Origin of the sequence: Bradyrhizobium sp. Cp5.3, assembly GCF_000426265.1 — a bacterium.
GTDB lineage: Bacteria > Pseudomonadota > Alphaproteobacteria > Rhizobiales > Xanthobacteraceae > Bradyrhizobium > Bradyrhizobium neotropicale.
Genome location: NZ_AUFA01000042.1, coordinates 1 through 26859 on the forward strand (window position 1 = coordinate 1; position 26859 = coordinate 26859).

Below are 26859 nucleotides of genomic sequence, written 5' to 3' on the forward strand. Positions count from 1 at the left end.
TCGCCCGACGAGGGCTGGTAGAGCCGGGAAAGGCAGTTGAACAGCGTGGTCTTGCCGGCACCGTTGGGGCCGATCAGGCCGAGGATGGCGCCCTTGTGCATGTCGAAGGACACGCCGTTGAGCGCAACGATGCCGCCGAAAGCGACCGTCACGTCACGAACCAAGAGCAGAGCTCCTTGATCCCTCATTTGCCTCACTTGAATCATGCACTTCTCCGCACGCCGGTGCACCGGCGCTCTCTTCAGACCGCGAGACCTTCGGACTTCAGCAATCCAGCAAGCCGCCCACGAATCGTAACCTTGGCATCAGCAACGATCCGCTCGATCAGGTGCTGGCAGGTAGGTACGTCGTGAATGAGCCCTTGGACTTGTCCGGCCCAGATCAGCCCGGCGTCGAGGTCGCCTGTCTCGAGCGCAACGCGTCCCCTTGCCCCTGACACCAATGGTCGGACATCCTCGAACGCGGCATCAGGCACGCTCGAGATCTCAACGACCTTATCGGACACACTATTTTTGGCGACGCGACCTGTATTCCGAAACTTCCGGAAGATGAGATTGGTTGCGCGCTCGTCGTTCTGAACCAGAAAATTCTTCACTGCTTCGTGTATCGGAGCTTCAACCGTCGCGCAGAACCGCGTGCCCATATTGATTCCGTCGGCCCCAAGAGCCAGGGCAGCCGCGAGACCACGACCATCGCCGAAGCCGCCGCTGGCCAGCATCGGAACAGAAATCTTGTCTGCCGCGGCGGGAATCAATACCAGACCGGGTACGTCGTCCTCTCCGGGATGTCCTGCGCACTCAAAGCCATCGATCGATACGACGTCGACTCCCATCTTCGCGGCAGACAGGGCGTGCCGAACCGAAGTGCACTTGTGGATGACGACGATGCCGTGGGACTTGAACTCCTCCACATGCTCCTGTGGCCGGGCACCAGCCGTCTCGACTACCTTGATCCCACTTTCGATGATTGCCCTTCGATACTCCGCGTAAGGGGGCGGCGCCACCGAAGGAAGTATCGTAAGGTTGACCCCGAAAGGCTTGTCGGTCATCGACCGGCAGCGATCGATCTCCCGTCGCAAATCGTCGGGGGTCGGCTGGGTCAAAGCCGTGATGACGCCCAACCCGCCAGCATTGGAGACCGCGCTGGCGAGTTCCGCCCGCCCGACCCACATCATGCCGCCCTGCATGACGGGATGGACGACGCCGACAAGCTCCGTGAAGCGGGTTTGGAAAGTCATCCCAAAGCCTCAACGATCGTCACGTTGGCGATGCCTCCGCCCTCACACATCGTCTGGAGGCCGTATCGCTTGCCGCGGGCCCTCAAAGCGTGGACCAAAGTCGAAAGGAGCTTCGTACCAGAGGCGCCGAGCGGATGACCGAGAGCAATTGCGCCGCCGTTGACATTGAGCTTTGCAGGGTCGGCCTCGATCGCCTGAAGCCAAGCAAGCGGTACCGGTGCGAACGCCTCGTTGACTTCGTAAAGGTCGATATCGCCGATCTTCATTCCCGCCTTCGCGAGAGCTCGGCGGGTCGCGTTGATCGGCTCTTCAAGCATGATGACGGGATCGCCGGCGGTCACCGTAAGACCGACGATGCGCGCGATCGGCTTCAGATTGTGTTCTTTGAGAGCCTTCTCGCTAACGACCAGCGCCGCGGAGGCGCCGTCGCAGATTTGGCTTGCATTGGCGGCGCTGACGACACCACCGTCCTTCAGAAGCTTGACCGAGCCGATGGACTCCAGCGAAGCGTCAAATCGAATGCCTTCGTCCACAGTGTGCTCGCCGCCTTCGATCTTCAGCGGAACGATCTCGTTCTTGAAGGCTCCGGATTTCGTTGCCGCTGCTGCGCGTCGATGACTTTCGAGAGCGAACTGGTCCAGTGTCGGCCGATCAAACCCGTATTTCTTTGCGATCATCTCGGCACCCTCAAACTGGCTGAAGGTCTCCACGCCGAAGCGCTTCTGAATGCGGTCGCTGATTGGGCCGGTCCCGATGCCTTCCTTCTGGTGTAGCGAAATGTTCGAGAACATCGGTACGCGGGTCATGCTTTCGGCGCCGGCCGCTATCACGACATCCTGAGTGCCAGACATCACCGCCTGGGCGGCGAACTGAACAGCCTGCTGGGAGCTGCCGCACTGCCTATCGATCGTCACGGCCGGAACGGACCCCGGGAGCCTGGAAGCGAGTACCGCGTTCCGTCCGAAGGCAAACGCCTGCTCGCCGGCCTGCGTTACGCACCCCAGGATTACGTCCTCCACCGCGCTTGGATCGATTCCGGAGCGATCCACGACCGCGTTGAGAGTTTCCGCCGCCATGTTGGCGGGGTGCCATCCGGCAAGCTTGCCGTTGCGCCTGCCACCTGCCGTCCGTACTACTTCGACAATATAAGCTTCTGCCATGGCCTGTTCCTTCATCCGTTTGAACTTCGACGAGCTGCAAACCCAGCAACGCGACGACGCGATTCATCCGAGCTTCCGAGTTCGGCTATGCTTCGCGTCTCCCGCTCCAGCTGTGCTTCCAACGTGCTACCGTAGCTTTCGAGCAAGAGACCGCGTGCGGCGCCGAGCGCCGCCACAGGTTCTGTTACGAGCTTTGCAGCGATCTCGGCACCAGCGGCAACCAACTGCTCGTCCTCAACAATGCGCGTAACGAGACCAATCTGCTCAGCCTCGTCGCTCGATACGCGCCGGTTGGACAGAATAATCTCCTGGGCACGCCTGAGGCCAACCACTCGCGGCAGCAGCCAACTCATTCCTCCGTCCGGGCTGAGGCCCAATGCGGTATAGGCAGCGCTAAAGTGGGCGGAACGCGCCGCCAACGCGAAGTCCCCAATCATTGCCAAGCTCATACCGGCTCCAGCCGCAGGCCCGTTCACGAGGGTGATCAACGGCTTTCGCATACGCATGAGGCGCACGATCGCGGCATGCAGCGTCCCCGCTAGATCCTCCAAGAAGGCCGACACGTCGGCGCCAGCCGCGGCGAAAGCCCCGACGTCGCCGCCTCCGCAGAAGAGCTTTCCGCGCCCAGTCAGAATGACGCATCGAATATCGCCATCTTCATCGCAACGCTCGGCGGCCTTCAGAAGAGCGAGGGCCATGGCAGGGTCAATCGTGTTGCCGTGGTTCGGGCGCGACAAGGTCAACGTCGCGATTCTGTCGACACAGGAGAGCTCGACCGGACCGCTCATGATGGATCCTCCATTGCGCGAACCGCCAGCGCGGCCAGCTCTGGAAACGTCTTTCCGCGCTCGACGGCCTGCGTCGACGAAGCCGTCCCGCGCAACGCGCGGCCGGCTATGCCGTGCATGATCGCCGCAAGCCGAAAGAAGTTGAAAGCAACGTAGAATTGCCAGTCGGCAATCGCGTCGCGACCGGTCGCTCGACAATACCTGTCGATGTAGTCTTCTTCTCTCGGGATATTGAGCGCGGCCAGATCTGCGCCCGCCAGGCCAGCGACGATGTGCGGGGGCATGCGGTACATCATCGCATGGTAGGCGAAGTCGGCAAGAGGATGCCCGAGAGTTGATAGTTCCCAATCCAGCACCGCGATGATCCGCGGCTCGCTCGGATGAAAGATCAGATTGTCGCAACGAAAGTCCCCATGGACGATCGAGGCCTCGTCACCGGATGGAACCCTCCCCGGAAGCTCCTTGACGAGGCGATCCATGTTGGCGTCGCGACCGGCGTCCGGATCTTCCTGATACTGACGCGTCCAGCGACTAATCTGACGCGCGAAGTAGCTACCCGGCCTTCCGTAATCGCCCAAGCCGATCGACGCTGGATCGACGGAGTGGAGTTGCGCGATCACGTCGCACATGGCGTTGAAGTAGGAAGGACGCTCTTCTCGGCCCACTCCGGGGAAGGTCGCGTCCCAGAAAATCCGGCCCTCCACCAACTGCATCACATAGAACTCGCTTCCAATGACGGACCTGTCGGCGCAATGGCCGTAAATGTGCGCCACGGGAAATCCGACCTGCGACAGCGCACGCTGGACGCGTGCTTCGCGGTCGACCGCGTGCGCGCCGGAAACCAACGGTCCTGGTGGTTTTCGTCGAAGCACGTAAACGCCATCCGCGGACTGAAGACGATAAGTCGGGTTCGACTGACCACCTTTGAACTTGGACACGCTTAGCGGACCCCGAAACCCCTCAACGTTAGCCGTCATCCAGCGCGACAAGGCCTCCTCGTCGAGACGATGGGCATCGGAGGGCTCTGCCAATCCGGAATTTGCAGCTTCGTCGAGGGCGCTCACGAGTTTGCCTTTTGCCAGTCACGCTTGATCTTCTTCGCGAGCGACCATTTGTGCACCTCGGTAGGACCGTCGTAGATGCGAAATGCACGAACCTCGCGGAACACCTGCTCGACGATGGTTTCGTTAGTGACACCCGTTCCGCCCATTACCTGGACGCAACGATCGGCTACCCGCATGAGCGCCTCGCTCACCGCGACTTTGGCCATGGAGCTCTCGTTCGTTCCCAGCGAACCAGTGTCGAGCACGCTCGCGCACCAGGAGATCATCAACTCAGCTTGTTTCAGGTCGATGAGGTTGTCAGCAAGCATGAAGCCAACTCCCTCGTGATCGATGAGCGTCTTGCCGAACGCCTGCCTGCGGTTGGCGTACTTGGTCGCGATCTCGTTGGCACGAATGCAGGCGCCGAGCCAGCGCATGCAATGCGACAGCCTGGCCGGCGCAAGCCGGATCTGCGCGTACTTGAACCCCTCGCCCGGGTGTCCGAGCATTTGATCAGCCGGGATGCGCAGATTGCGGATGGTCACGACGGCGTGGCCGCCCGGCATGGAACTGTCGATCGTGTTGGGCACGTGATCGATGGTAATTGCGGGGTCGGGCAGATCGACGAGGAACATGCAGGCGCCCTCCTCGGCCTTCGCCATGACGATGCCGACCTCGGCTCCGCGAGCTCCAGTGATGAAAGCCTTGCGACCATTTACAACCCACTGGTTGCCATCCGGACGACAAGTCGTGGTCATCATCGATGGGTCGGATCCCGCTCCGCCCTCTTCGGCCGGTTCGGTCATGAAGAAGGCGGAACGCGCGCGGCCCGCGACGAGCGGCTTTAGAAAGCGCTCCTTGATCTCGGGCGAGCCGATTTTACCGAGAAGGTACATGTTGCCTTCGTCGGGAGCCGCCGTATTGCATGCGAGAGGACCAAGCGGCGATAGACCCGTCTTGGCCAGAACGATTGCGGTCTCGCTCTGCGAAAGATGTGAACCATCAGCCAGGATATGGGGCGTCAATACGCCCGCAGCCCGTGCCAGCTCACGCAACTCGGTGACCAATTCGTCCTTTGGACAGTCATGATGATCACGGCGAGGATCGCGCTCGAACGGGACCACGACGTCCCGAACGAAGCGCTCGACGCGATCCGCGATCTCTTGAGTACGCTCCGCGCCGACCCCGCTCATTTTGGTGCCATTCGGATGGCGCCATCGAGGCGGATTGTTTCACCGTTCAGCATCGGATTGGCGACGATGGACTCGACCATCTGAGCGAATTCGGACGGATGACCGAGCCGGCTCGGAAAGGGGACCTGCTTGCCCAGCGACTTCTGCGCCTCTTCCGGAAGCGACATCAACAGCGGGGTAAGGAAGATGCCTGGCGCAATCGTCATCACTCGAATGCCGTAACGCGCGAACTCACGGGCAAGGGGCAGCGTCATGCCGACAATTCCACCCTTTGATGCTGAATAGGCGGCTTGGCCGATCTGGCCATCATATGCAGCAACACTGGCCGTGTTGACGATAACGCCCCGCTCCTCACCGACAGTCTCGGACGCATGAAGGCGGGCGGCGAACTTCGAGAGCACGTTGAAACTGCCGATCAGATTGATGTTGATGGTCCTGGCGAAGTCGCGCAGCGGCAGCGCCTTGCCGTCTCGACCGATCGCTTTACCGGGCGGTCCGAGGCCGGCACAATTGACCAGGATGCGCGCCTTTCCGTGCATGCGCTCTGCTGACTCGAGCGCCTGTTCGACGCCGTCTTCGTCAGTCACGTCGGCCTTGATGAAGAGCCCCCCGATGGTCTTGGCGTGAGCCTCACCCAGCTCGGTGTTGAGGTCCAGAATGGCAACCTTGGCGCCCGCGGCCGCCAGTAGCTCCGCTGTCGCGCCGCCAAGACCAGAAGCGCCGCCGGTCACAATTGCGGCTGTTCCCTTGATTTGCATGATTTCCCTGTCCTTTCCGATGTTCAGATTTCGATGGCCATTGCCGTCGCTTCGCCGCCCCCAATGCAGAGGCTGGCCACGCCGCGCTTTAGCCCCCGCGCCTTGAGTGCGGCCACCAACGTGACAATGATTCGGGCGCCACTTGCGCCGATGGGATGGCCAAGGGCGGTCGCACCGCCGTTGACGTTGAGTTTCTCGGCCGGAATGTCGAGCTCACGCGCAGCGATCATCGCCACAACGGCAAATGCCTCGTTGATCTCGTAGAGATCGACGTCCGAGGCGCCCCACCCCGCTTTGGCGAGGGCCTTCTGAATTGCCGGCGCGGGAGCGGTCGTGAAAAGAGCCGGCGCCTGAGCATGCGCTGCGTGCGCACGGATCGTGGCGGCGATTGGAAGCCCCAGCTTCTCGGCGATGCTTCGGCGGGTCATCACGAGGGCAGCGGCTCCATCAGAGATGGACGACGCGTTGGCAGGGGTGATCGTGCCGTCAGCCGCGAACGCGGGCTTCAGGAGCGAAATCTTCTCGGGCTTAGCCTTTCCTGGCTGCTCGTCCGTGTCTACGACCGATCCATTCTTGCCGGCCGCCGACACGGCTACTATCTCGTCGGCAAATGCGCCGCTGAAGATTGCCGTCCGAGCTCGATCCAAGGACCGGAGCGCATATGCATCTTGTGCGTCGCGACCGAACTGAAACTCGCGCGCAGCATCTTCCGCGAAGGCGCCCATGGCCTTGCCTGGAGTGTACGCATCCTCCAATCCATCCATCATCATCGTATCCACGACGCGATCGTGCCCGATGCGCGCGCCGCCGCGATGTTTGGGCAGGGCATATGGAGCATTCGTCATGCTCTCCATGCCACCTGCGACGACAACGTCGGCGGAGCCCACGGCGAGCGCGTCATGGGCCAAGATCGCGGCTTGCATACCCGAACCGCACATCTTGTTGACAGTGGTCGCCTGCGCGCTCAGCGGCAATCCCGCCCCCAACGCGACTTGCCGTGCGGGAGCTTGACCAAGCGCGGCCGGCAGCACGCATCCCATCACGACCTGATTGACCCGCTCCGCCTCGATGCCAGCACGTTCGACTGCCGCTTTCGTTGCCGCCGCACCGAGCTCGGTGGCCTTGAAGCGCGCAAGCGCCCCCTGAAAGGACCCGATGGGCGTACGCGCGTAGCTCGCGATAACAACTGGATCGGACATGGACATGGAGACCTTCCGTTAGTTTCGAAACTGGTCGCGCGCTGCCGCCTCTCGGGCGAGTTCGCGCGCAATGACCATTCGCTGGATGTCCGAGGTGCCTTCGTAGATCTGGCAGACGCGCACATCTCGATAGATCTTGGCGACGGAGAAATCCTCCAGATAGCCGTAGCCACCGAACGTCTGCAGCGCACCGGAGACCACCGCCTCGGCCGTTTCGGATGCGACGAGCTTGGCCATTGACGCTTCTTTTAGACACGGCAGAGCCGCGTCCTTCATTGCGGCTGCATGCAACACCAGTTGATGAGCCGCTTCCAACCGGGCGGAGAGATCCGCAAGACGAAATCCGACGGCTTGATGCGAAATGATTGGAGCGCCGAAGCTCTTTCGCTCGCCCGCATATCTCGCAGCCGCTTCGAGAGCCGCACGAGCCATTCCAATACATTGGGCGGCGATGCCTATGCGGCCAGCCTCAAGATTGGAGAGCGCGATTGAATAACCAGCCCCCTCCTGACCAAGTCGCATCTCTCCTTCGACGTACACGTCGTCGAACCGTAGAGCGCATGTGTCTGACGCAGCTTGTCCTAGCTTGCTCTCAATCCTTTCGACGCTGTAACCCGGGCTGTCCGTGCGGACGAGAAAAGCTGTGATACCGCGCTTGCCTGCAGAAGGATCTGTGACCGCGAACACGATCGCGAGGCCAGCGGTTCGACCGGACGAGATGAACTGCTTCGCACCGTTAAGCTTGTAACCAGAGCCTGCACGGGTCGCCCGCGTCCTCAACGCAGAAGCGTCAGAACCTGCCTCTGCCTCCGTAAGAGCGAAGGCGCCGATCATTCGACCGGAAATGAGCGAAGGCAGAAAGCTGGCTCGCTGTGCCGGCGTGCCGTCCTTCAGGAGGCCAGATACGATCAGGCTGTTCTGGATGCTGAGGATGGTCGATAGCGCGCCGTCCGCTGCCGCGATTTCGATGAGCGAAGCTGCATAGGAGACGTAGTCAGCGCCCGCTCCGCCCTCTTCTTCGGGCGCGATCATTCCCATGAGACCAAGACCCGCGAGCTCTTCAAAGAGCTGCGCTGGATATCCTTTGGCCTGCTCGAACTCGCGTGCGCGGGGAGCAATTCGCTCTTGGGCGAATCTTCGCACCTCATCGCGTATTGCCGTCTGTGTTTCATTGAGGATCACGACGCGCACCCCGTCGAGTTTTCGCCGGAGGTCGCACCACGGCAACTGAGCGCGAGCACGAAAGCGGCTCCCGGGAAGAGCGATGAAATCATTGTTTTCATTGCTATTTTACCGATGTTATCGGCTCCTCCCCGGCGAAACGTCCGCGCTTCTGAATTGGCGCTAAAAGTGATATTGACGTCATATTACTGAATTGGCAGCCTCGTCAAGCTGAGTTCGCAAATCGGCTTGCGACCGGGGGCGCAGGCTGACGCTTAGGCGCGCGAGACAGCGCGCCCTGTCACGGAGCTGGAATAAGAGGCCGGGCCGGCTTCATTGAATCCGAGATGCGCGCCAGGCATCGACGGCGGCGACGCTCGATGAGTGCGGGGCCAGTCCATCGACGCAGAGCTCGATGCCTGTCACGTAGGTTGATTCATCAGAGGCGAGAAACAGGACAGCTTTTGCGATCTCATCGGCGGTGCCGCTGCGATGCATCGGAATTACCGCGTGTGCCTGGGCGTTCGCCTGCTTGATCATCTCCTCGCTCATTCCCGTCTTACGCGCGAGATCCGTGTCCATCAGACCCGGCGCCATGGCGTTCACCCGAATTCCCTTCTCGGATAGTTCCCCCGTGAGGGTCCGTGCCAAGGAGCGAATTGCCGCCTTCGTCGCCGAATAGACGCTCGTAAAGGGACGTCCTTGTTTACCGAGGGTTGAGGTGTTCAGGATCACCGAGCCGCCGCCAGTCATGAGCGGGAGCAGTTTCTGCACCGTAAAATAGGTGCCCTTGAAATTAGTATTGACCGTGAAATCGAAATCCTCCTCCGACATCGGCTCGAACAAGCCTGGCCGCCCGCCGCCGGCATTCGCGAAGATGATGTCGACGCGACCATGCTTGCCTTCGACATGAGCACGAAGCGACTCGATATCTGCGATCTTGGAGATGTCGACGCAGACTGTATCGACGTCATCCCCGATGGCCTGCCTCGCATCGGCTGGACGAAGTGCAAAGGCGATCGAGGCGACGCTGTCCACCGCCAGCGATGCTAGTTTCTCCGATGTGCACGTGATCGCCCAGACCATCACGACAGCGCTTTACGGAATGGTGCCGCCCTTCTGCGAGCGGGTTATGCGTCCCGCCGACAGTAGCGAGGCCGAGAGGCAACTCACGATCTTGTTTCGCTCTTATCTCGTCGCGACGCAAAGCGGCAGATGAGTTCTGCCCTGGGACGACACCTCTTCAATTCGGGGCGTCGGTGGTCTCTTGAGCCACCCCAAACACGCCCCGATACCAGACCTTCGCGCAGTGCGAGCCTATGTGCTCGATCTCAGCATCGGTCGGATCTTTCGGCGCTAGATCAAACTTCATGTAGGCAATCTGCTCCATCGTAGAACCGAGCACCTCTGCAGCCATTTCCGGATCTAGTTCACGACTTAGTTCACCCAGTCCTTGCAGTCGTGTTAGCCAGGTTGTGGTTCGTCTCACGAAGCGGCTTCGTTCCGAGACGTAGAGAGATAGGAATGTGGCCTTCTCACCTCGAGCCGCCGCTTCGCGCATGACCCGCAATAATTTGCGGTGCCGAGCATAGATCTTGAGATAAGCGATCGTGTTTTCGATGAATTCCGCTTCGGTCGCTTTCAGTGAACGTCCGATCCGGCGCTTGCTCGCAACGTAGATCTCATCGACCAGCGGCCGCAGCACGGCCAGCAGAATCTCGTCTTTGTTTCGAAAGTGCCGATAGAAGTTGCCGTAGGATGTGCGGGCAGTCTTGACGATGTCCTCTACCCTGGTGGCCTCGTACCCTTTGCGCGCGAAGACTCGCGCCGAAGCATCCAGGAGGCGTTGGCGCATCGCCGCCCCTTTCGCCGTGGCGGGGGCCAAGGGCTCCAACGCAGAATCATCGGTATCCAGCATTTGCAACCCTTAGCATTGGGGCCGCTTGACCACCAGCCCACAATCAGTAATGTGACATCAATATCAGTTCTTATTCAAGCCCGAACTTCAAGTAAATCCAAGGGGAGGAAGGCAGGAAAGGCGTTGCCCGACTTACCGGAATAGCCAGCAACGCGTCGTTGCGAGATGGGCCGACATCGAGCGATCACTCGACGATCACGAACCTCGCCAGCCAATCCCGTTCGAAATCCAACACCGCCGCTTCCTCGGAAGGGCGACATCCAGGGAGTGTTTATGTATCCGGGGATCCACGCGCTTACAAATCCGGACCGCCCTGCCCTCATCATGACGGCGACCGGTGAGGTCGTGACCTATGCCGAACTAGAGGATCGGTCACGGCGAGTTGCGAACTGGCTCTTTGACGCGGGCCTGCGGCCCGGCGATGTGGTGGGCATACTCTCGGACAACAGCCCTTGGATCTTCGATATCTACTGGGCCACTCAGCGTTCGGGTCTGTACCTGATGCCTATAAACTACCGATTGAGTCCGGATGAGGTAGATTACATGCTCGCCAACTCCGGCGCTGCCGCTTTATTCGTGGGCCGGGGCGGAGTTGAGACGGCCTCAAGAATTGGCGGGCATGACCAGCTCAAACGTCGCGTCAGCCTCGAAGGAGATCTGCCCGGTTACGAGTCGTACCAGCAAGTACTGAAAGCTGCTCGCACGACCATGCCATCGTCACAACCTCGTGGCGCCGACATGCTCTACTCTTCCGGCACAACCGGAAGGCCCAAAGGCGTAAAGCATGCGTTGCCGGAACGACAGGTTTCCGAGCCAGGCGACACCATGGTGCAGATGTTCTCATCGAACTTCGGATTCGATGCGAGAACTATCTACTTGTCTCCTGCGCCTCTCTATCATGCAGCGCCGCTCCGAACCTGTGCCACCGTCCAAGCGTTGGGCGGTACCGCGCTGGTCATGGACAAGTTCGACGCCGAAGCGGCTTTGGCTGCCATCCAACACTACAAGGCGACCCACAGTCAGTGGGTCCCAACGATGTTTGTGCGGATGCTTAAACTGCCAGAGTCAGTTCGCGGCCGGTATGACATCAGCAGTTTGCAGATCGCTATTCATGCGGCCGCACCTTGTCCCGTTGAAGTCAAACGAGAGATGATGACGTGGTGGGGGCCGATATTGTGGGAGTATTACTCCGCCACTGAGATGAACGGCATGACCGTTATCGGGCCCGAGGAGTGGCTCAGAAAGCCCGGCTCCGTCGGTCGCGCCGTGCTTGGGACAATTCATATCTGCGACGAGGAAGGCGGTGAGCTTCCGACGGGGCAGACGGGCATCATCTATTTCGAACGCGACAGGTTGCCATTTGTCTACCATGACGAAGCGGAAAAGACTCAAGCCGCGCAACATCCTGCACATCGTTATTGGACGACGGTCGGCGATATCGGACACGTCGATGCGGACGGTTTTGTTTTCCTGACCGACCGCAAAGCGTTCATGATCATTTCGGGTGGTGTCAACATATACCCTCAAGAAATTGAGAACGTTCTAGTCGTTCATCCCGCTATCGCAGACGTGGCCGTCATCGGCATTCCAGATCCAGAAATGGGCGAACAAGTGAAGGCCATCGTGCAACTCATGCCCGGCATCGAAGGCAGCGACAACTTGGCTCAAGAGATCGTCGCCTTCGTGAAAGATCGTGTTGCCAGCTACAAGGCGCCCCGCAGCGTCGACTTCGTGCATGAAGTCCCGCGTTCACAAACGGGCAAGCTCATGAAACAGGAGTTGCGCAAACGATATTGGCCGGAGAAAGCGGCCTAGCAATTTGCTATCACGGCGACAAACTGTTCGAAAACAGAGAGCGCGAGCGACCGGATCATAGGCCGCCCGCGCGGACACTCGGCAACAGCACAGGGCCGCTTCTTTTCACAGGCCGCCCCGATATGATCAGCTAGGAGATGCGGGGCGGCATTCTAATGGCGACCCATCGACATGCCTTGGCGCTCGGTGAATGTCTCTTCGAATGCGTTGATAGACGCATTCGGCAATCTGGGCCACACTGCTCGACAACTGTCATATTGGCGCACAATTGCAAATAGGCGCCTACACGCAGCGGCCGAATAGACCTATCGCCGGTCTCTCCAAGAACCCACGATCGCCGCAAGCGTCAATTCTTCCGGCTCGCGAACCATTGAAGGGGTCCTCGAAAACCGCGGCGCCGGCGCAGGCTGCAGGACCCCGTGGCGAGTGAGGAAGACTTCACGCGAAACCATGTGCTCGTGTCGCGAGGATTCCGTCATCGTCAGGACCGGGGCGAAACAAACGTCGGTGCCTTCCATGATCCTGCACCACTCCTCGCGCGTCTTGCTCTTAAAAACTTCTGTAAGTTTCTGCTTCAGTTTTGGCCAGGCTGCGGGATCCATCTGAGCATCGAAATCGGGATCAAGCAGGCCTGCATACCGTCGCAGGAGCGCGTAGAATTGCGGTTCGATGGATCCAATCGAGACAAAGCTGCCGCAAGCGCATTCGAAGACTCCGTAGAAATGCGCGCCTCCGTCCAGCATGTTTTGCTCGCGACCTTCGACCCAATTGCCCGTAGCGCTCATATCGAAGAACATGGTCATCAACGAGGCCGCTCCGTCGCACATTGCGGCGTCAACGATTTGCCCCTTGCCCGACTTTTTCGCCTCCATCAAGGCGGCAAGGAGTCCGACGACGAGATAGAGCGCACCTCCGCCGAAGTCACCAACCAGATTGAGCGGCGGGATGGGTCTTTCGCGTGGGCCGATCGCGGCGAGCGCGCCGGTGATCGAGATATAGTTGATGTCGTGACCGGCTGCATTAGCGAGTGGCCCATGTTGGCCCCAACCCGTCATCCGTCCGTACACAATCCGAGCATTGCGATTAAGAATCACATCGGGACCGAGCCCCAAGCGCTCCATCACGCCTGGACGGAAACCCTCGACGAGAGCGTCAGCCGTGCTGAGAAGCTCGATGACCTCACCTCTGCTCCTGTCATCCTTCAAGTCGACATCGACCCATTTACGACCGCGCGCTGCAACTCCCTTCAAGTTTCGGGGAGCACCAATACGGTCAAGAGTCACAACTTCGGCTCCCATATCCGCCAACATCATGCAGGCGAATGGGCCGGGACCGATGCCGGCGAATTCCACCACACGAACTCCGGCAAGTGGGCCCCCGGCTTCAGCCGTCTTCGAGCCCGAAGCAGCAACCATGTTGCATCTCCCATCAGACATTTCTTTCATCGCCAATTGCTTGCGTAGTGAATGCGGCTATCCGAGTTCGAGCTCGGCTGCCATGGCGATCGCAACAGATGTTCGTTGCCGGCCTTGCCATTCGGTACGGACCGCACCGCCCTACGACTACGGCAGTCATCAGTTGCGCCTCCATTTGGGAGCGAGTTTGAGAACAGGTGTATCGCCCGGCGCGGGCTTGACCAAGAACCCCATCCTAGTAACATGACGTCAATGTCATATGCCGACAGCGTTTGTCAAACAATTACATGTAATTGATATTGCTTTGATAAATCCGGAAAATGCGGGAACTCTCGTGACTGATCTTAAGCGCCATCTTTGGCTGGTGTGACAGCTTCAGGCACGTTTGAGCGTCCAATGATCAACTAGAAACTTGACAGGAGGAACGATTGAATATGCGAGGCTTAATGCTTTTTGCCGCCGCCGCTACCGGCATCACGATTGGTTCTCACCAAGCAATGGCCCAGAAGCAGTACGGTCCGGGCGCGAGTGATACCGAAATCAAGATCGGAAATATCCTCCCCTACAGCGGGCCCGCCTCCGCCTACGCCATCGTAGGAAAGATCGCTTCTGCCTACGTGACGATGATCAACGAAAAGGGCGGAATCCACGGACGAAAGATCAATTGGATCTCGTATGACGACGCCTACAGCCCGCCGAAGACAGTCGAGCAGGCCCGCAAGCTGGTTGAAAGCGACGAAGTTCTATTCCTCTACCAGACGCTCGGTGTTCCACCGAATCTTGCCATCATGAAGTACATGAACCAGAAGAAAGTGCCGCAGCTCATGCTCGCCACCGGGGGCACGAGGTTCGGCGAGGATCCGAAAACGTTTCCATGGACGATGCCCTTCAATGCATCTTACCAATCGGAAGGCCGCATCTACGCAAAATGGATTTTGAAGGAGCATCCCACCGCCAAGGTGGCCGTCCTCGTTGTCAACGACGAGTACGGCAAGGATATCTACAAAGGCGTGAAGGATGGACTCGGCGACAAGACCTCGATGATCGTCGCTGAGGCGACCTACGACTTTAGTGACCCCACGATCGATTCACAGATCGTCAAGCTGAAGGCATCAGGAGCAGATTTGCTGCTCAATCTCAGCCAGCCCAAGTTTGCCGCGATGGCGATTCGAAAGATGGGCGAGTTGGATTGGAAGCCCGTCCATATCCTGAACAACGTTTCGACCTCGGTAGGAGCGGTGATAAAGCCGGCCGGCCTCAACTACGCGCAAGGCATCATCAGCGCTGGCTACTACAAGGACCCCACGGACCCTCTTTGGAAGAACGACCCTGCCATTCAAGAATGCGAGCGTTTCTTGCAAAAGTACGCACCTGATGCAGATCGCAACAGCAATCTCGTCACCTACTCTTATGCAGCTCTTCAGACACTCCAGTATATTCTCGAGCAGGCGGGAGACAACCTGACCCGCGAGAACATCATGAAGGTCTCAGAGAGCCTGAATGGCTTCGCACCCTCGACTTTGCTGCCCGGAATCACTCTGAACACGTCGCCTACCGATCACTTCCCGATCGAGCAGATGCAGTTGATGAAGTTTGAGGGAGATAATTGGATCACCTTTGGTCCGATCATAGAAGGCAAGTTGTCGAACTAAGCATATGCGAGCCGCACGGATCTGAAGGTCCGTGCGGGTTTTTGACTGCGCTCCGTTCTCAGACAGTCATCTGCGAAATGGTCGTTAGGAGAGAAGGGTGGACTCGTCGAAGCAACTGGCACTGTTTCAGGATCGCCTCGCCTTACCGTTGATCGCGGCTCCGATGTTTCTCGTCTCGGGCATCGAGCTTGTCGTGGCGGCCAGCCGAAACGGCGTGATCGGTTCGTTTCCTACCGTGAACTGTCGTAGCCCCGACGAACTCGATGACTGGCTCACCGCGATCAATGAACGTCTGCATCGCCACAGCTCCGAAACCGGCCGACACCATGCACCAGTCTGCCCAAATCTGATCGTGCACAAATCTAATGCGCGCCTCGAGGACGATCTGCGCGTCGTCCTTAAGCACAATCCGGAGATGATCATCACATCGGTCGGATCCCCCACGCCAGTACTTCGACCGCTCCAGGACGCAGGTGCACTGGTTCTCGCCGACGTGGCATCTATTCGGCACGCCGAACGAGCCGCGGAGGCGGGCGTCGACGGGCTGGTGCTATTGACTGCAGGAGCTGGCGGCCAAACGGGCTGGCTAAATCCGTTTGCATTCGTCCGCGCGGTACGCACTTTCTTCGACGGCGTGGTCGTGCTCGCCGGCGGCATTAGCGATGGGGTGGCTCTCAGGGCAGCGCTGACTCTGGGCTGCGATCTCGCCTACATGGGGACTAAGTTCATCGCGACACATGAGAGCATGGCGGACCAACGGCACAAGCGAATGCTCGTCGAGAGTAATGCCGATGACGTCCTTCTGACGACTGCGTTCACAGGATTGCAGACCAACATGTTGCGGCCATCGATCGCGGCCGCAGGTCTCGATCCCGATAACCTGCCCCCGCACGGTGCAATTGAAATTGGCAACGACATCGACATCGTCGCACGGGAAGCGCAGCCAAAGCGGTGGCGCGATATTTGGAGCGGCGGACATTCGACTTCAGGGATCAAGAGTGTCGTGTCTGTCGACGAATTGATCATGCAGACAGGCATGGAGTTCCGCGGCCAAGCAAAATGACCCCGCACCTCTCGACCACAATGCCAATTGCGGGCAGCTTTTGCTGATTTCCCGACAAAGTTCGAATGCCCACAAGAGGTGGCAACATGTCACTCCATACATTCCCAAGCGTTTGCGAGCAGACACTACGTGCGCTTTCACGCTTCCCGTCCAAGACGGCCTTTAGTTGGCCCGGCGGGACGCTCAGCTATGGAGGCGCCCTTGATCTAATCGGACGCATGCAGAGCGTTTTCATGCAGCTCAAACTCGCTCCGGGGGCACGGGTTGCGCTTCTTACCGCAAATCGTGCAGAGACCTGGTGCGCGAGCATTGCCGCACAGCTCTGCAGATTAGCCATCACTTGGCTTCACCCTCTCGGGTCGCTTCACGATCAACTGTTCCAACTGGAGGACTCCGAGTCCGTGATGCTCGTCGTCGACGCCGCAGCATTCCACGACCGAGGCGGCGAACTCGCTGCGAGAGCTAACGGACTGAAAGCCATATTCACTGTGGGTCGCGCCGAATATGGCACAGATATTCTCAAGACCATCGATGTCGCAGGACATGCAACGCCAAGAAATTTCGCGGAATCCGACGATATCTGCATACTCAACTATACAGGCGGCACCACAGGAAGGTCGAAAGGGGCGCTGCGATACCATCGCCAATATGGCGGATTCGCCAGTGCGATCCTGGCAGACTTTGAGATTCCGGAGGCCGCGCGATATCTTGCCGTCGCTCCGATCAGCCACGTCGCAGGAACCAAGATTCTTCCGACGCTGATGACTGGCGGCACCGTTCACATGCTTAAGGGCTTTGATCCGGACGCTGTACTACGGACCATAGAGCGTGAACGCATCAACTTTACCCTCTTCGTCCCAACCATGATCTATGTCCTGCTCGACCATCCCGCGCTCTCCAAAGCCGATCTTTCGTCGCTGGAACTCGTGCTTTATGGCGCATCTGCGATGTCCACGAGCCGCTTGGTCGAAGGCATCGAACGAGTCGGACCGGTGTTCTCCCAGCTTTATGGTCAGACCGAGTGCTATCCCGTTTCGGTGTTGCGCAAGGCAGACCACGATTTGAAGACGCCTGAGCTTTTCCTGTCCTGCGGTTTCCCGATATCTGTTTGCGACGTCAAGATTCTCGACGAGAACGATCAAGAGGTCGCAATGGGAGAAGCTGGTGAGATCTGCGTTCGAGCGCCGCACGTAATGGCCGAATACTGGAAGCAGCCAGACATCACTGCCGAAACGCTGAGGAATGGCTGGCTTCATACTGGCGATATCGCCCGCCAAGACGAACGTGGCTACATGTTCATCCTTGATCGCAAGAAGGACATGATCGTTTCTGGCGGATTTAACATCTTTCCTCGTGAGATCGAGGACGTTCTGTCAGAGCATTCCGACGTTGCACAGGTTGCAGTCGTTGGCATTCCCGACGACAAGTGGGGAGAGGCCGTCACAGCGATCATCGTTCCGCATGAAGGCTCAGCCCCCGATCCGGACGAGTTGATCAACCTAGTAAAGTCACGCAAGGGATCTGCGTATGCACCGAAGCAGGTTCAGTTCGTTAAGCAACTCCCCATGACCGGCGTCGGCAAGGTCGACAAGAAGGTCCTCCGAGCGGCCTTCTGGGCTGGACGCGACCGCCTCGTCGGCTAGCACGCCGGTCACACGCCGGGCGGAGAGGTCAAGGGAAAGCTGGCCGAACGCTTCCGTCGTCTCTGCGCGTCTGTTCAAGCAGGCGTTGTAGACAACTGTCGCGGGTCTCCTCGTTTCGCGCTGCAACCGATGCCTGGAACAGCGCTCGAGCCTTGGTTGTGCGCCCTGGCGTTCTGGGACGAAACGTTGAACTGGCCGCCCCCAAATAGAGTTCGCTACCCGGCGCGAGATCGCTTTGCCCATAGCAAATGCCAGGGACCGCCAGAGGCCAAACCATATCGAGGAAGCGCCTGAAAGGTCCCGCGCCCAAGATCTCCGCGGATTCAAGCAGCAGCCGTAGCTGTGAACCACAGTATTGACGCGAGCGGTGCGACGACAAGAAAGTACAGAGCGAGCGCGGGAACGCAGCGCTAGCGATTGGAGCTCCAGTTCACGAACGCCCCGAAGTGAACGCGCGACGTCTTTCGACTGGCGCCGAACGGAACGGTCGATGCGGATCCAGCTTTGATCATCGCGGTCGGCGTCTACCCACCGCTCCGCGGCACGCTACATCGCTTCGACAAGGATCAGGCGCTGCTCTACACTCGCAGCAGCGTCGAATTCTTTAGTACATGCCCTGGAATGTACGTGCCGCGTCTTTTGTTGCTGCGATGCCAAGCTTTGGGTCAGCCGCTTCAGCATGTAGCGGAAGAGATGCTCGCGCTCACCAAGATGAATTGGAACAACACGTGGTTCGACAACGGTCTGCCGATAACGATCGCGGCGGCAAGGCAGGTTGGCGAGGTGCTGAAGTACGCTCCCGAAGGACTGGATATCGCGCCGAGATACAGCTTCTACACGGGCGGAACTTGTCTGAACGCGAGTTGGAAATGTATCAATGAGACATCCCTCGCGTCGAAACGTCGATCGGTCAAGTCTTGGGAAATCGAAGGGTTGCGCTGGATATGGTAGCGGGGGAGCGCTACCGCCTTTCCCCACACCTACCAAACCTACGATATCTCATCCAATCCTTTGCATGTGGCATGTGATGAGCCCGCAGCGAAGTCAGCTCTTACGCGCCCCGCTGCTTCGATCCGTTGCATCGCAGATCGACCAGCACCAAGGCGCAATCCTTCGACTCGATCAGGATGTCGGGCATTGCCCTCGCGGTTCCAGGTCCTTGTCATGATTTCGTTAACTCCGCACAATGGGGATGGGATTTATCACCGCGGCTTCGCTTCTGCTCCCGACAGCATAGCCTTGAAGGTGATTTCGATGAGTTGTTCAGGAAAGGCCAGTCTCGGCACACCGATCAGGTTGCTGGCGCACCGAGGTCGCGCCGTGCCGTAGGCCTCCTTGCGCACCTTGCCCGCAGCGGCGAATGCGGCGTCGACATCGAGGACATAGAGTGTCTCCTCGACGACGTTGTCCAGCGTTGCGCCGAAGCGTGCCAAAAGCTTGACGGCATTCGCGTAGGTCGCCCGCATCTGCTGTTCCATCATGGAGAACTCGGCCGGCTTGCCGAGTTCATCGAGAGAAGCAGGCGCGATCAGGGTCCCCTTCTCGTCGTGGCTGAGCTGGCCGGAGACATGGATCGTGTTACCAACCTTAATCGCTTGTGCGTATCCGTAGGCATCTTCCCACGGCACACCGAAATAGGCGGCCTCCTTACCATTTACTGCGGTTGTGCTTACGTCGTTGCTTTGCATATCGAGCCTCCCGGCTTCTCAAGCTGGCATCGCGTCTCGGTGGCGGCACTGAAAGTTTCGGTACGACGATGTTTTGGACAATGACCTTGCAACGCCGGCGAGGGAAATCACCTCTCACCATAGAGTCGATAGACGATCGTTATTGCCACCTCGCCGCATGACGCCGTAGCGAGGAACGCCACCAGCCGCGTCTGCAGAGATGCCCGTTGCCGCCCTTGGACCAGTCGAGGTTGCGCGTGCCAACGCGCCGCTGTCCTCGGCCATGACGCCGCTCCTACGGTGGATTTGGCGTGCGCCCGTCCCCGACCGGATGCCAGACCGAGTAAGAGGGAAAGACATCGCCATTTTGCAGATGGGGCAGGATGCCTACAGAAAAAATTTCGGATATGCGGAATTGCGTTACGTGGGTAACCATCAAGCTGTTCTTGTATACTCAGGTCTGGTGGTGGCACAGCCAAGTCCCCCGACCCGCCACTCGATCCGAGCTGACCCGGACGCTCCTCGACCTTGGCCAATCGACGAGTGATGGTCGAACCGTTGACGCCGCTGTTATTTCGGCGAGCTGAGGCGTTCCCATCAGGCAAGACTGCATCGAGACGTCAGCGAAGTCCGAGGTGGTGACGGTCTGCTCGTGGCAGTTTGCCAGGAGAGACAGACTGCAGAGCACGGTAATGATCTTGATCACGAGAAAGCGCCCTCACCGCGTTAAGCATTGGCACCAATGGCCCTCTGAGTCGCGGGCACCTTGTCCCGCTGCTCGCTGACGGAATCGGCCGGGGAGAAGACGCTGTCGTATATCGCGCGGGCCTCTCGAATGAGGCGGACTCGCTCGCGCTTGGATTTTGAGACAAATCGGATAACCTCGCCCATAATCTCTCCTGAATTATACTCGTCATCCTCGTGCTGACGTGGGATTGTTGAACGCCGACTTTGAAGCCCGCTGGTGGTCACGAAGGATTAAGAACGCGTGACGGGCAGGCCTTGGTCTGGTCGGCCGAGATCGCTTAAAGAACTCTGCCTGCACCGTTGCCCGTCCATCTCCTGTGCGCGGCCAACGGGTTTCTGCCGATCAAGGTGCGCGCTTTCATTGACCTTGCGGCGCCGAGGCTGAAGAGAGCCTTCGCGGGGCTCCAACCGCCTGCTTTCTAGGTGGGAGATGTGCGCTTTGGCCCAAAGGATCGCCCGGAGTATGGCGACCTCAATTCGGCTCGCCGAGCACGAAAGTGAAGGGCACAACGAAGAGCTCATCGCCCTGGTCGTCGCTGACATGCAGGACCCAGTCACGCCAATCCTCGAGGCTGCGCTGGCTAGTTAAGGATTGCACGACACGGGCCGCGTAATCGTGCGCCTCAGCAAGATCGTTCACCACGGCGCCACGGCGATCGACGAAAACCTTCTTCGTGTTCGAGAAGTGGAAATATACTTGGGTCATGTTCAACCTCCTTCAAATGCGACGGTTCGCAACCCGTGTTGTGGAACAGGCGGACCGTCTCGCCGTCAGCGACTGCTACTGTCGCACCGGTAGGTAGAATCATCCAAAGGCCTCCACGATCCCGCATAAACACCCGCGGGCTATGATACTTGCATGCCGGCGCTCTGCGGCGCCTCTTCGCAAAGCTCCCGGCGCGAAGCCCCCCAGAGCACGGCAGTCCCAACGACGGCCGAAAGAATCGACGCGGCGAACACGGCGATCTTGGCAGCCGAGAAGTCAGTGGCGCTTGGAAACGCCTGCCCGGCGATGAAGAGCGACATCGTGAAGCCGATGCCAGCGAGGGCTCCCGCCCCCGCCAACTGCCACCACGTGTACTCCGCCGGCTTGACGGCTATGCCCGCGCGTACGGCCACGGCGGCCGCGATGAAGACACCGACCGGCTTTCCTATGGCGAGGCCGACGACGATCGCGGCCATGAGCCAACCATGCCCAACGAAGACGCCCGGGTTGATCGTCACGCCCGCATTAGCAAGTGCGAAGATCGGAAGCACAGCGTAGCTCGACCGCGCGCCGGCGTGCCGCAGCAGCCGGTCGGCGGGCGCTTCAAGTCTGTCGTAGATCGCGTCGAGCGCGTGTAGCGCCGGGGTGGAGGGGCCATGCCTGAGAACCTCGCCCTCGTGCCGGGCCTCGGAGGCGATGATGGTGCTGGCCTGCGTCATCAGGGCAGCCAAGTCGGCGGGCGGGCGCGTCGGAATGAACAGCGCGAGGACAACGCCGGCCAACGTAGCGTGGAGTCCGCCCGCGTAGACGAACGCCCACAACGCGACGCCCAACACGATGTAAGGCGAGAGAAGGTAGACCTTCGACCAGCTGAGCAGCGCCAGTGCGACGACCACCGCCGCAGCCGCGGCCAGGCAGCCCGGATGGATATCGCCGGAGTAGAACACAGCGACGACGACGATCGCACCGATGTCGTCGACGATGGCCGCAGCCGTGAGGAAGATGCGCAGCTCGACGGGGACGCGGTCCCCCATCAGGGCGATCAAGGCGATCGCGAACGCAGTATCGGTCGCCATTGGAACGCCCCACCCGTGCGACCACGGCCCCACAGGGATAACCAGCGCATACAGAAACGCCGGCACGACCATGCCGCCGATCGCGGCCGCGATCGGAAGCGCAGCGGAGCGGCGGCTTGCGAGGTGGCCGACTGTCATCTCGCGCTTCACTTCCAATCCCACGACGAGGAAGAACACCGTCAGCAGGCCGTCGTTGACCCAATGGAGGATGGACATCCGAAAGGCTGCGTTGCCCAAGCTTACGCCGAACTCCCGGCGCCAGAGCGCCTCGAACGCCGGTCCGATCGGCGAGTTCGTCAAGACGATCGCCGCCACGGTCGCGAGGACGAGCAAAATGCCGGCAGACGGCCCCCAGCTCGCGAAGTCCAGGGCTGCCGTACGGACGCGGTGGCCGAGCGTGCCAAGCATCGCATCGACGAGAGAGCTCTCATCCCAGGGCCCGTCGTAGCGCCGCCGGTTGATGTAGAAGGCCGGCGTGAATCTCACCCCGCTTGCGCGTGAGCTTGCGACGTCCGCCTCCACCCTCGCCCTCGCGCGCCGCATGGCGTCGCTGTCGCCGAGCGCGAATTCAGCGTTCACGCTGAGGTCGGCGGCCACCGCGACGAGGTCGTCCTCTGTGAGCTGCATCGACCTCGTCATCAGCTTGATGTGCGCGGACCAGAACGCCTCGGGCGTCTGGGCAAGCTCAACGGCGTAGCAGACGCGGTCGCCGAGTTGGTCGCGTGCTTGCGCGATGCGGTCGTTGGCAGCCCTGCAGTGCGGGCAGGCGTAGCTCCCGTACTCGACGAGCGAGATCTCGGCATCGGCGACGCCGAGCATGTGGTCCGTCTTGCGGTCGACCGGACGGTCGAGGCGGCCGGGCGGGATCATGAGCTCCATCGCTGAGCCGGTCTCCAGGTGTTCGGCCGGCTACGACGTCGGCGCAGCCGTCGGTGGGTTGACGACGTAGAATACGCCGCTGTTGGGTGACGGCGTGTACGCGATCTCCGTGCCGACGATACTGCTGGGGAGCTCAGCGGCGTGTGCGCGCGGGAGGAAGAGGCGCACCAGCGTGCCTGCACCCCGCTTGCTCTCTATACCGACCGCGCCGCCTAATCCCTCGGCGAAGCGCTGGACCTTGGGGAGCCCGAGGCCGGTGCCGCTACCCTCGGGCTTTGTCGTGAAGTACGGGGTGAAGGCCCGCGAGAGGACCTCCTCGGGCATGCCCTCTCCGTCGTCGGCAACGACGATCTCGACGAAACCCCGGGCCGCGCCAGAGGAAGGTTCGACGTTCCGCGCCGCGACGGTGATCATGCCGCCGTTCGGCATAGCATCGGCCGAGTTTCGGCAGAGGTTGAGCAAAACGAAGTACAGCTCTTCCGGGTCGGCATTGAAGGCCCATAAGTCAGGGGCGATCTCGGTGCGGACCGCAATATCCGGACGCAACGCCCGGTCAAGCGTGCCCGCTATCGCTGCGAGGCGACTGCCTGCGATAAACCCGTCGATCGGCTTGGGTCGCGGTCGCGCAGCGTCGAGGAGCTGCCGGCTAAGCAACGCGCCTCGCGTGATCGCCTCCTGCATTTTGCCGACCATGGCCTTTCGGTACGCAGCATCGCTCTGGCACTCGAGCAGCCGCAGGCCGCTCCCGATAACGGCGAGAAGGTTATTGATGTCGTGGACGAATTGCACCACGTCCGCTATTGCCCTCACCCTCGCCCGCCCGCCAGCGGCGACCGCACCTCGCGTGTGGGACCGCGGGCTGACGCGGCACAAAATCCCTGAGACCTCGCCGTCGGACCCGACGAGCGGGATCTCCACGTACCTGGAGGCGATGAGGCCGCTACCGCCATCGCGCACGCCACTCACCCTTGCGCTGAACGCACGCTGCACCCCAAGCGCGACGCCGGCGCGGTCCACGAGCACGACGACATCTTCCAGCGGCGGGCGTTCGACAGAGCCGGGGAATGAAACGTCGATTGTCTCTTCGATCTGCATATCGGACCTTCTGGCCTGTTCAACGGGACGCCGACTTCGGCCCGTACACGAGGGCGGGCGACGATGGCTCGAAGATTGAGTCCATGACGGGCAAAAGGAAAATCACCTCTCGCCATAGAGTCGATAGCCGACCGTTATCGGAATAGCCGAGAGAGGCTTGGCGCGCTGCGGCGGGACCACGACGCTTCCTTCTGCGCCGCCTCGCCGGAGCAGAACTCTCGGCGACCGCGAAGAGGTGTTCACGTGCCTATCCTCCGGGCAGGCTCGTGTTATACGCGGTTCAGCCGATTCCACGGCAATAACACTGGTGCCGCGAGCGCGGTCGTGAGGCCGAAGCGCCTACGCACACCCCGCCGCAATCAGAGGTGCGAGTATAGCCATGCTTAAGAGCATAGCAGGACAGCCCGCCCCTGAACTCGCGGTCCCCCACTGGATCGATGCGGAGGGAGGCGCCGGCCGGGCTTGTCGTGCTTCTTCGATGAGCGGGGACCGACAGGCCGGGTCTATTGGATCATAAAGCTCGGTAAAGCTGATATGGTTGTTCTGCAGTTGGGAGGCATCCTGCCCCATCTGCAAAATGGCGATGCCTTTCCCTCTCTTACCTCGGTCCGGCATCCGGTCGGCGACATGGCGCGCGACAAATCCACCGCAGGAGCGGCGTCATGGTCAAGGATGGCGCCACGTTGGCAGGCGCAACCTCGATTGGTCCAAGGGCGACAACGGGTTTAGAAGTCTCCGCGGATGCGGCTGTAGGTATTCCTCGCTGCGGCTTCACGCGGCGCGGCGACAATAATGATCGTCTATCGACTCCATGGCGAGAGGTGATTTCCCTCGCCGGCGTTGCAAGGTCATTCTCGTCGCGTGGTTTAAGACGAACAGGAGCTACCGTGAAAATTCAAGTCCGCAGCCTCGCGATTGCGCTCGCTATTGCTGCTTCTATCGCAGGCGCCGCCACGGCCAAATCCTCTGCCGCGCCGATCAATGGCACGTCGATCAAGGCCGCGGCACCAGCCGTGACGACGGACGTGCGCTATCGGGTGCGGCGGGGTCATCCCTACCCTTCGTACTGGGGCTATCCGACCTATAATTCATATTCGCGCTATCCCACCTATTACTATCCCGGCTTCTCTTACGGCTGGTGGTGACGCCAAAGCTTGGCAGCGTGCGGCTCCCTCAAGCCGCCGCTAGCCAACATGTAGTTGAGAGATTTTAGCGCCCCTCGGTCATGCGCACGTCACTCTTGGGTCATTTTCGGCGGATTCGGCAAGGAGGCGTTGCCCGGTTGATGTCCGCTTCAACTAGTCAGGAGTACTATCATGACAAAGTGTTCCCTTCTGATCGCGGCAGCGAGCTGCTTCATTGTCTTTGCGCCGGCAGCATACGGGCGCTCGGCCTACGACGGTTCCTGGGACATCGTCTTCGTGACGCAAAGAGGAACCTGCGATTCCAGTTACAGCTTTACTGTCGATGTGACCAACGGAATTGTCACGCATCCCAATCTCGTGAGATTTCGAGGTTACGTCGCAAAATCCGGCGCGGTTCGCGCTTCGCTGACGGTCCAGGACAAATATGCCACGGGTGCGGGCAAATTGTTCGCAGCGTCGGGTCGGGGGACCTGGAGCGGACGCTCGGGACCGGCGCGATGCTCAGGCTACTGGACGGCGCGACGCAATTGAAGGACGCAACGTCGGCACGCGACCGGGTGCGATGCTGGCAGCGCCAAGCCATGTTACGGAAAGGAGCGCTTCTTCGGTGAACTGGAGACCATAATGGAATGACAATTCCCAAACTCGGCGTTGCAGTCCTGCTCGGCTTGCTCTCAATCGGCCTCGACGGGACAATACGCTCGGAGAAGCCTCGGCCCATGAGCGCGCCCATCTGGTCGGGTGAATCCGCACCTCTCGATACTGGTCGGCTAGCTCTGGTGATTGGCAATTCAACCTATCCCGATGCCGACTCTCCTCTTCCCCAAATGACACGCGATGCGGAAGGTTTGGCAAATGCTCTTCGCAAGGACGGCTTTCTGGTCGACGCCCTTGACAATGCGACGGGCCTCGACATGACCCGCGCAATCGATCATCTAAGGGCAAGAGTACATTTGAACTCACTTGTGTTAGTCTATTTCGGAGGTTACGGCATCCAATCTGACGGACAAAATTATTTAATCCCAGTCGATGCGAATATCTGGAGTGAAGAAGATGTCCGTCGACAAGGCGTAAGCATTGACCGCCTCCTTTCGCAACTCAAGTCTTCCGGAGCACGCATCAGGCTCGTAGTCGTTGAGGCCTCACGCCGCAATCCTTACGAGCGACGCTTCAGGACTTACTCACACGGACTTGCACCCATTCAAACGAGTGAGAACGCGCTCATCTTGAGCTCAGCAGCGCCTGGCCAGGTCGTCGAAGACCCGAATGAACTACATAGTCAGCTGATGACCGCTCTTCTTACGAAGATGGATTCTTCGAGGGGGATCGAGGAGGTCTTCAACAGCACCCGAAACGCAGTGGTGGCTGCTACTCAGGGCCAACAGATTCCAGCTGTGTCATCTACGCTAACCGAGAGCGTTGATCTTTGGCCGGCACGGCGCGGCGCTCCCGCGTCCTCCGTCGGCTCTGCAGCTAGCGGTCGCCGCGAGTGATCAAAA

Annotated in this window: 24 protein-coding genes; 8 read left to right on the forward strand and 16 right to left on the reverse strand. The window is 60.0% G+C overall.

The window, feature by feature from the left end; all coding sequences use genetic code 11:
• The 11 genes from K289_RS46075 to K289_RS46095 form a co-directional block, all read right to left on the reverse strand.
• Positions 1-206 (reverse strand): ATP-binding cassette domain-containing protein (locus tag K289_RS46075; protein WP_156918335.1); only part of this gene is annotated, 206 nt, incomplete at its 3' end.
• A gap of 35 nt (positions 207-241) precedes the next feature.
• Positions 242-1237: a nitronate monooxygenase family protein gene (locus tag K289_RS0133960; protein ID WP_027555537.1), complete on the reverse strand. Its 996-nt coding sequence runs from the start codon at positions 1235-1237 to the stop codon at positions 242-244.
• On the reverse strand, positions 1234-2397 hold the full coding sequence (locus tag K289_RS0133965; RefSeq protein ID WP_027555538.1) for an acetyl-CoA C-acetyltransferase: 1164 nt from the start codon (positions 2395-2397) through the stop codon (positions 1234-1236). Before K289_RS0133965 ends, K289_RS0133960 begins: the two co-directional genes overlap by 4 nt.
• An 11-nt stretch (positions 2398-2408) precedes the next feature.
• Entirely contained in the window at positions 2409-3185 is a 777-nt protein-coding gene (locus K289_RS0133970; RefSeq protein WP_027555539.1) for an enoyl-CoA hydratase/isomerase family protein, read from the reverse strand.
• Entirely contained in the window at positions 3182-4249 is a 1068-nt protein-coding gene (locus K289_RS0133975; protein ID WP_027555540.1) for a phosphotransferase, read from the reverse strand. The genes K289_RS0133970 and K289_RS0133975 overlap by 4 nt, the downstream gene beginning before the upstream one ends.
• Positions 4246-5421: an acyl-CoA dehydrogenase family protein gene (locus K289_RS0133980; protein ID WP_027555541.1), complete on the reverse strand. Its 1176-nt coding sequence runs from the start codon at positions 5419-5421 to the stop codon at positions 4246-4248. Before K289_RS0133980 ends, K289_RS0133975 begins: the two co-directional genes overlap by 4 nt.
• A complete protein-coding gene (locus K289_RS0133985; RefSeq protein ID WP_027555542.1) occupies positions 5418-6179 on the reverse strand; it encodes an SDR family NAD(P)-dependent oxidoreductase in 762 nt (253 codons plus the stop codon). Before K289_RS0133985 ends, K289_RS0133980 begins: the two co-directional genes overlap by 4 nt.
• A gap of 23 nt (positions 6180-6202) precedes the next feature.
• On the reverse strand, positions 6203-7384 hold the full coding sequence (locus K289_RS0133990; protein ID WP_027555543.1) for an acetyl-CoA C-acyltransferase: 1182 nt from the start codon (positions 7382-7384) through the stop codon (positions 6203-6205).
• Between the two features lie 12 nt (positions 7385-7396).
• Positions 7397-8560, reverse strand: a complete 1164-nt coding sequence (locus K289_RS46080; protein WP_198024820.1) for an acyl-CoA dehydrogenase family protein — start codon at positions 8558-8560, stop codon at positions 7397-7399.
• A 312-nt stretch (positions 8561-8872) separates the two neighbouring features.
• Entirely contained in the window at positions 8873-9625 is a 753-nt protein-coding gene (locus tag K289_RS46085) for an SDR family oxidoreductase (RefSeq protein ID WP_084788824.1), read from the reverse strand.
• Positions 9626-9782: 157 nt separating this feature from the next.
• Positions 9783-10457, reverse strand: a complete 675-nt coding sequence (locus K289_RS46095; protein WP_051311089.1) for a TetR/AcrR family transcriptional regulator — start codon at positions 10455-10457, stop codon at positions 9783-9785.
• Between the two features lie 273 nt (positions 10458-10730).
• Here K289_RS46095 and K289_RS0134015 point away from each other — a divergent pair, with 273 nt between their 5' ends.
• Positions 10731-12272: an acyl-CoA synthetase gene (locus K289_RS0134015; RefSeq protein ID WP_027555544.1), complete on the forward strand. Its 1542-nt coding sequence runs from the start codon at positions 10731-10733 to the stop codon at positions 12270-12272.
• A 305-nt stretch (positions 12273-12577) separates the two neighbouring features.
• Here the strand turns inward: K289_RS0134015 and K289_RS0134020 are convergent, their stop codons facing one another.
• Positions 12578-13687, reverse strand: a complete 1110-nt coding sequence (locus tag K289_RS0134020; protein ID WP_027555545.1) for a CaiB/BaiF CoA-transferase family protein — start codon at positions 13685-13687, stop codon at positions 12578-12580.
• A gap of 434 nt (positions 13688-14121) precedes the next feature.
• Between K289_RS0134020 and K289_RS0134025 the strand changes: the two genes are divergently transcribed.
• The 4 genes from K289_RS0134025 to K289_RS0134040 all read left to right on the forward strand — a co-directional run bounded on the left by K289_RS0134025 (position 14122) and on the right by K289_RS0134040 (position 18996).
• Positions 14122-15339, forward strand: a complete 1218-nt coding sequence (locus tag K289_RS0134025) for an ABC transporter substrate-binding protein (RefSeq protein WP_027555546.1) — start codon at positions 14122-14124, stop codon at positions 15337-15339.
• Positions 15340-15436: 97 nt separating this feature from the next.
• Positions 15437-16402, forward strand: coding sequence for a nitronate monooxygenase family protein (locus K289_RS0134030; RefSeq protein WP_027555547.1), 966 nt, complete (start codon positions 15437-15439; stop codon positions 16400-16402).
• A gap of 86 nt (positions 16403-16488) precedes the next feature.
• Positions 16489-18045 (forward strand): AMP-binding protein, encoded by a 1557-nt coding sequence (locus tag K289_RS0134035; protein WP_027555548.1) that lies wholly within the window; start codon positions 16489-16491, stop codon positions 18043-18045.
• Positions 18046-18549: 504 nt separating this feature from the next.
• The gene (locus K289_RS0134040) at positions 18550-18996 is read left to right on the forward strand and encodes a hypothetical protein (protein WP_027555549.1); all 447 of its coding nucleotides are present in this window, start codon (positions 18550-18552) and stop codon (positions 18994-18996) included.
• 251 nt (positions 18997-19247) lie between these two features.
• On the opposite strand, the gene K289_RS0134050 is transcribed toward K289_RS0134040, so the two are convergent.
• The 4 genes from K289_RS0134050 to K289_RS0134075 all read right to left on the reverse strand — a co-directional run bounded on the left by K289_RS0134050 (position 19248) and on the right by K289_RS0134075 (position 24215).
• On the reverse strand, positions 19248-19733 hold the full coding sequence (locus K289_RS0134050) for a Rid family hydrolase (RefSeq protein WP_027555550.1): 486 nt from the start codon (positions 19731-19733) through the stop codon (positions 19248-19250).
• A 1198-nt stretch (positions 19734-20931) separates the two neighbouring features.
• Positions 20932-21165: a hypothetical protein gene (locus K289_RS0134065; protein WP_027555551.1), complete on the reverse strand. Its 234-nt coding sequence runs from the start codon at positions 21163-21165 to the stop codon at positions 20932-20934.
• A gap of 140 nt (positions 21166-21305) precedes the next feature.
• Positions 21306-23111, reverse strand: coding sequence for a Na+/H+ antiporter NhaA (gene nhaA / locus K289_RS0134070; protein WP_198024821.1), 1806 nt, complete (start codon positions 23109-23111; stop codon positions 21306-21308).
• A gap of 39 nt (positions 23112-23150) precedes the next feature.
• A complete protein-coding gene (locus K289_RS0134075) occupies positions 23151-24215 on the reverse strand; it encodes a nitrogen regulation protein NR(II) (RefSeq protein WP_027555553.1) in 1065 nt (354 codons plus the stop codon).
• Positions 24216-25102: 887 nt separating this feature from the next.
• On the opposite strand from K289_RS0134075, the gene K289_RS0134080 reads away from it, so the two are divergent.
• The 3 genes from K289_RS0134080 to K289_RS46100 all read left to right on the forward strand — a co-directional run bounded on the left by K289_RS0134080 (position 25103) and on the right by K289_RS46100 (position 26853).
• Complete coding sequence (locus tag K289_RS0134080; protein WP_027555554.1) at positions 25103-25360, forward strand: hypothetical protein; 258 nt, start codon at positions 25103-25105, stop codon at positions 25358-25360.
• A gap of 171 nt (positions 25361-25531) precedes the next feature.
• Positions 25532-25891, forward strand: coding sequence for a hypothetical protein (locus K289_RS49310; protein ID WP_084788826.1), 360 nt, complete (start codon positions 25532-25534; stop codon positions 25889-25891).
• A gap of 98 nt (positions 25892-25989) precedes the next feature.
• On the forward strand, positions 25990-26853 hold the full coding sequence (locus tag K289_RS46100; protein ID WP_063614244.1) for a caspase family protein: 864 nt from the start codon (positions 25990-25992) through the stop codon (positions 26851-26853).
• The last annotated feature ends 6 nt before the right edge of the window (positions 26854-26859 follow it).

Excerpts from the sequence above, each read along its gene's own strand:
- nhaA (WP_198024821.1), bottom strand. The coding sequence starts at position 23,111 with ATGATCCCGCCCGGCCGCCTCGACCGTCCGGTCGACCGCAAGACGGAC.
- K289_RS46095 (WP_051311089.1), bottom strand. The coding sequence starts at position 10,457 with ATGCTGGATACCGATGATTCTGCGTTGGAGCCCTTGGCCCCCGCCACG.
- K289_RS0133960 (WP_027555537.1), bottom strand. The coding sequence starts at position 1,237 with ATGACTTTCCAAACCCGCTTCACGGAGCTTGTCGGCGTCGTCCATCCC.
- K289_RS0134065 (WP_027555551.1), bottom strand. The coding sequence starts at position 21,165 with ATGACCCAAGTATATTTCCACTTCTCGAACACGAAGAAGGTTTTCGTC.
- K289_RS0133985 (WP_027555542.1), bottom strand. The coding sequence starts at position 6,179 with ATGCAAATCAAGGGAACAGCCGCAATTGTGACCGGCGGCGCTTCTGGT.
- K289_RS0134025 (WP_027555546.1), top strand. The coding sequence starts at position 14,122 with ATGCGAGGCTTAATGCTTTTTGCCGCCGCCGCTACCGGCATCACGATT.
- K289_RS49310 (WP_084788826.1), top strand. The coding sequence starts at position 25,532 with ATGACAAAGTGTTCCCTTCTGATCGCGGCAGCGAGCTGCTTCATTGTC.
- K289_RS0134015 (WP_027555544.1), top strand. The coding sequence starts at position 10,731 with ATGTATCCGGGGATCCACGCGCTTACAAATCCGGACCGCCCTGCCCTC.
- K289_RS0133970 (WP_027555539.1), bottom strand. The coding sequence starts at position 3,185 with ATGAGCGGTCCGGTCGAGCTCTCCTGTGTCGACAGAATCGCGACGTTG.
- K289_RS46085 (WP_084788824.1), bottom strand. The coding sequence starts at position 9,625 with ATGGTCTGGGCGATCACGTGCACATCGGAGAAACTAGCATCGCTGGCG.
- K289_RS0134075 (WP_027555553.1), bottom strand. The coding sequence starts at position 24,215 with ATGCAGATCGAAGAGACAATCGACGTTTCATTCCCCGGCTCTGTCGAA.
- K289_RS0134050 (WP_027555550.1), bottom strand. The coding sequence starts at position 19,733 with ATGCAAAGCAACGACGTAAGCACAACCGCAGTAAATGGTAAGGAGGCC.
- K289_RS46100 (WP_063614244.1), top strand. The coding sequence starts at position 25,990 with ATGACAATTCCCAAACTCGGCGTTGCAGTCCTGCTCGGCTTGCTCTCA.
- K289_RS0133965 (WP_027555538.1), bottom strand. The coding sequence starts at position 2,397 with ATGGCAGAAGCTTATATTGTCGAAGTAGTACGGACGGCAGGTGGCAGG.
- K289_RS0133980 (WP_027555541.1), bottom strand. The coding sequence starts at position 5,421 with ATGAGCGGGGTCGGCGCGGAGCGTACTCAAGAGATCGCGGATCGCGTC.
- K289_RS0133990 (WP_027555543.1), bottom strand. The coding sequence starts at position 7,384 with ATGTCCATGTCCGATCCAGTTGTTATCGCGAGCTACGCGCGTACGCCC.
- K289_RS0134020 (WP_027555545.1), bottom strand. The coding sequence starts at position 13,687 with ATGGTTGCTGCTTCGGGCTCGAAGACGGCTGAAGCCGGGGGCCCACTT.
- K289_RS0134035 (WP_027555548.1), top strand. The coding sequence starts at position 16,489 with ATGTCACTCCATACATTCCCAAGCGTTTGCGAGCAGACACTACGTGCG.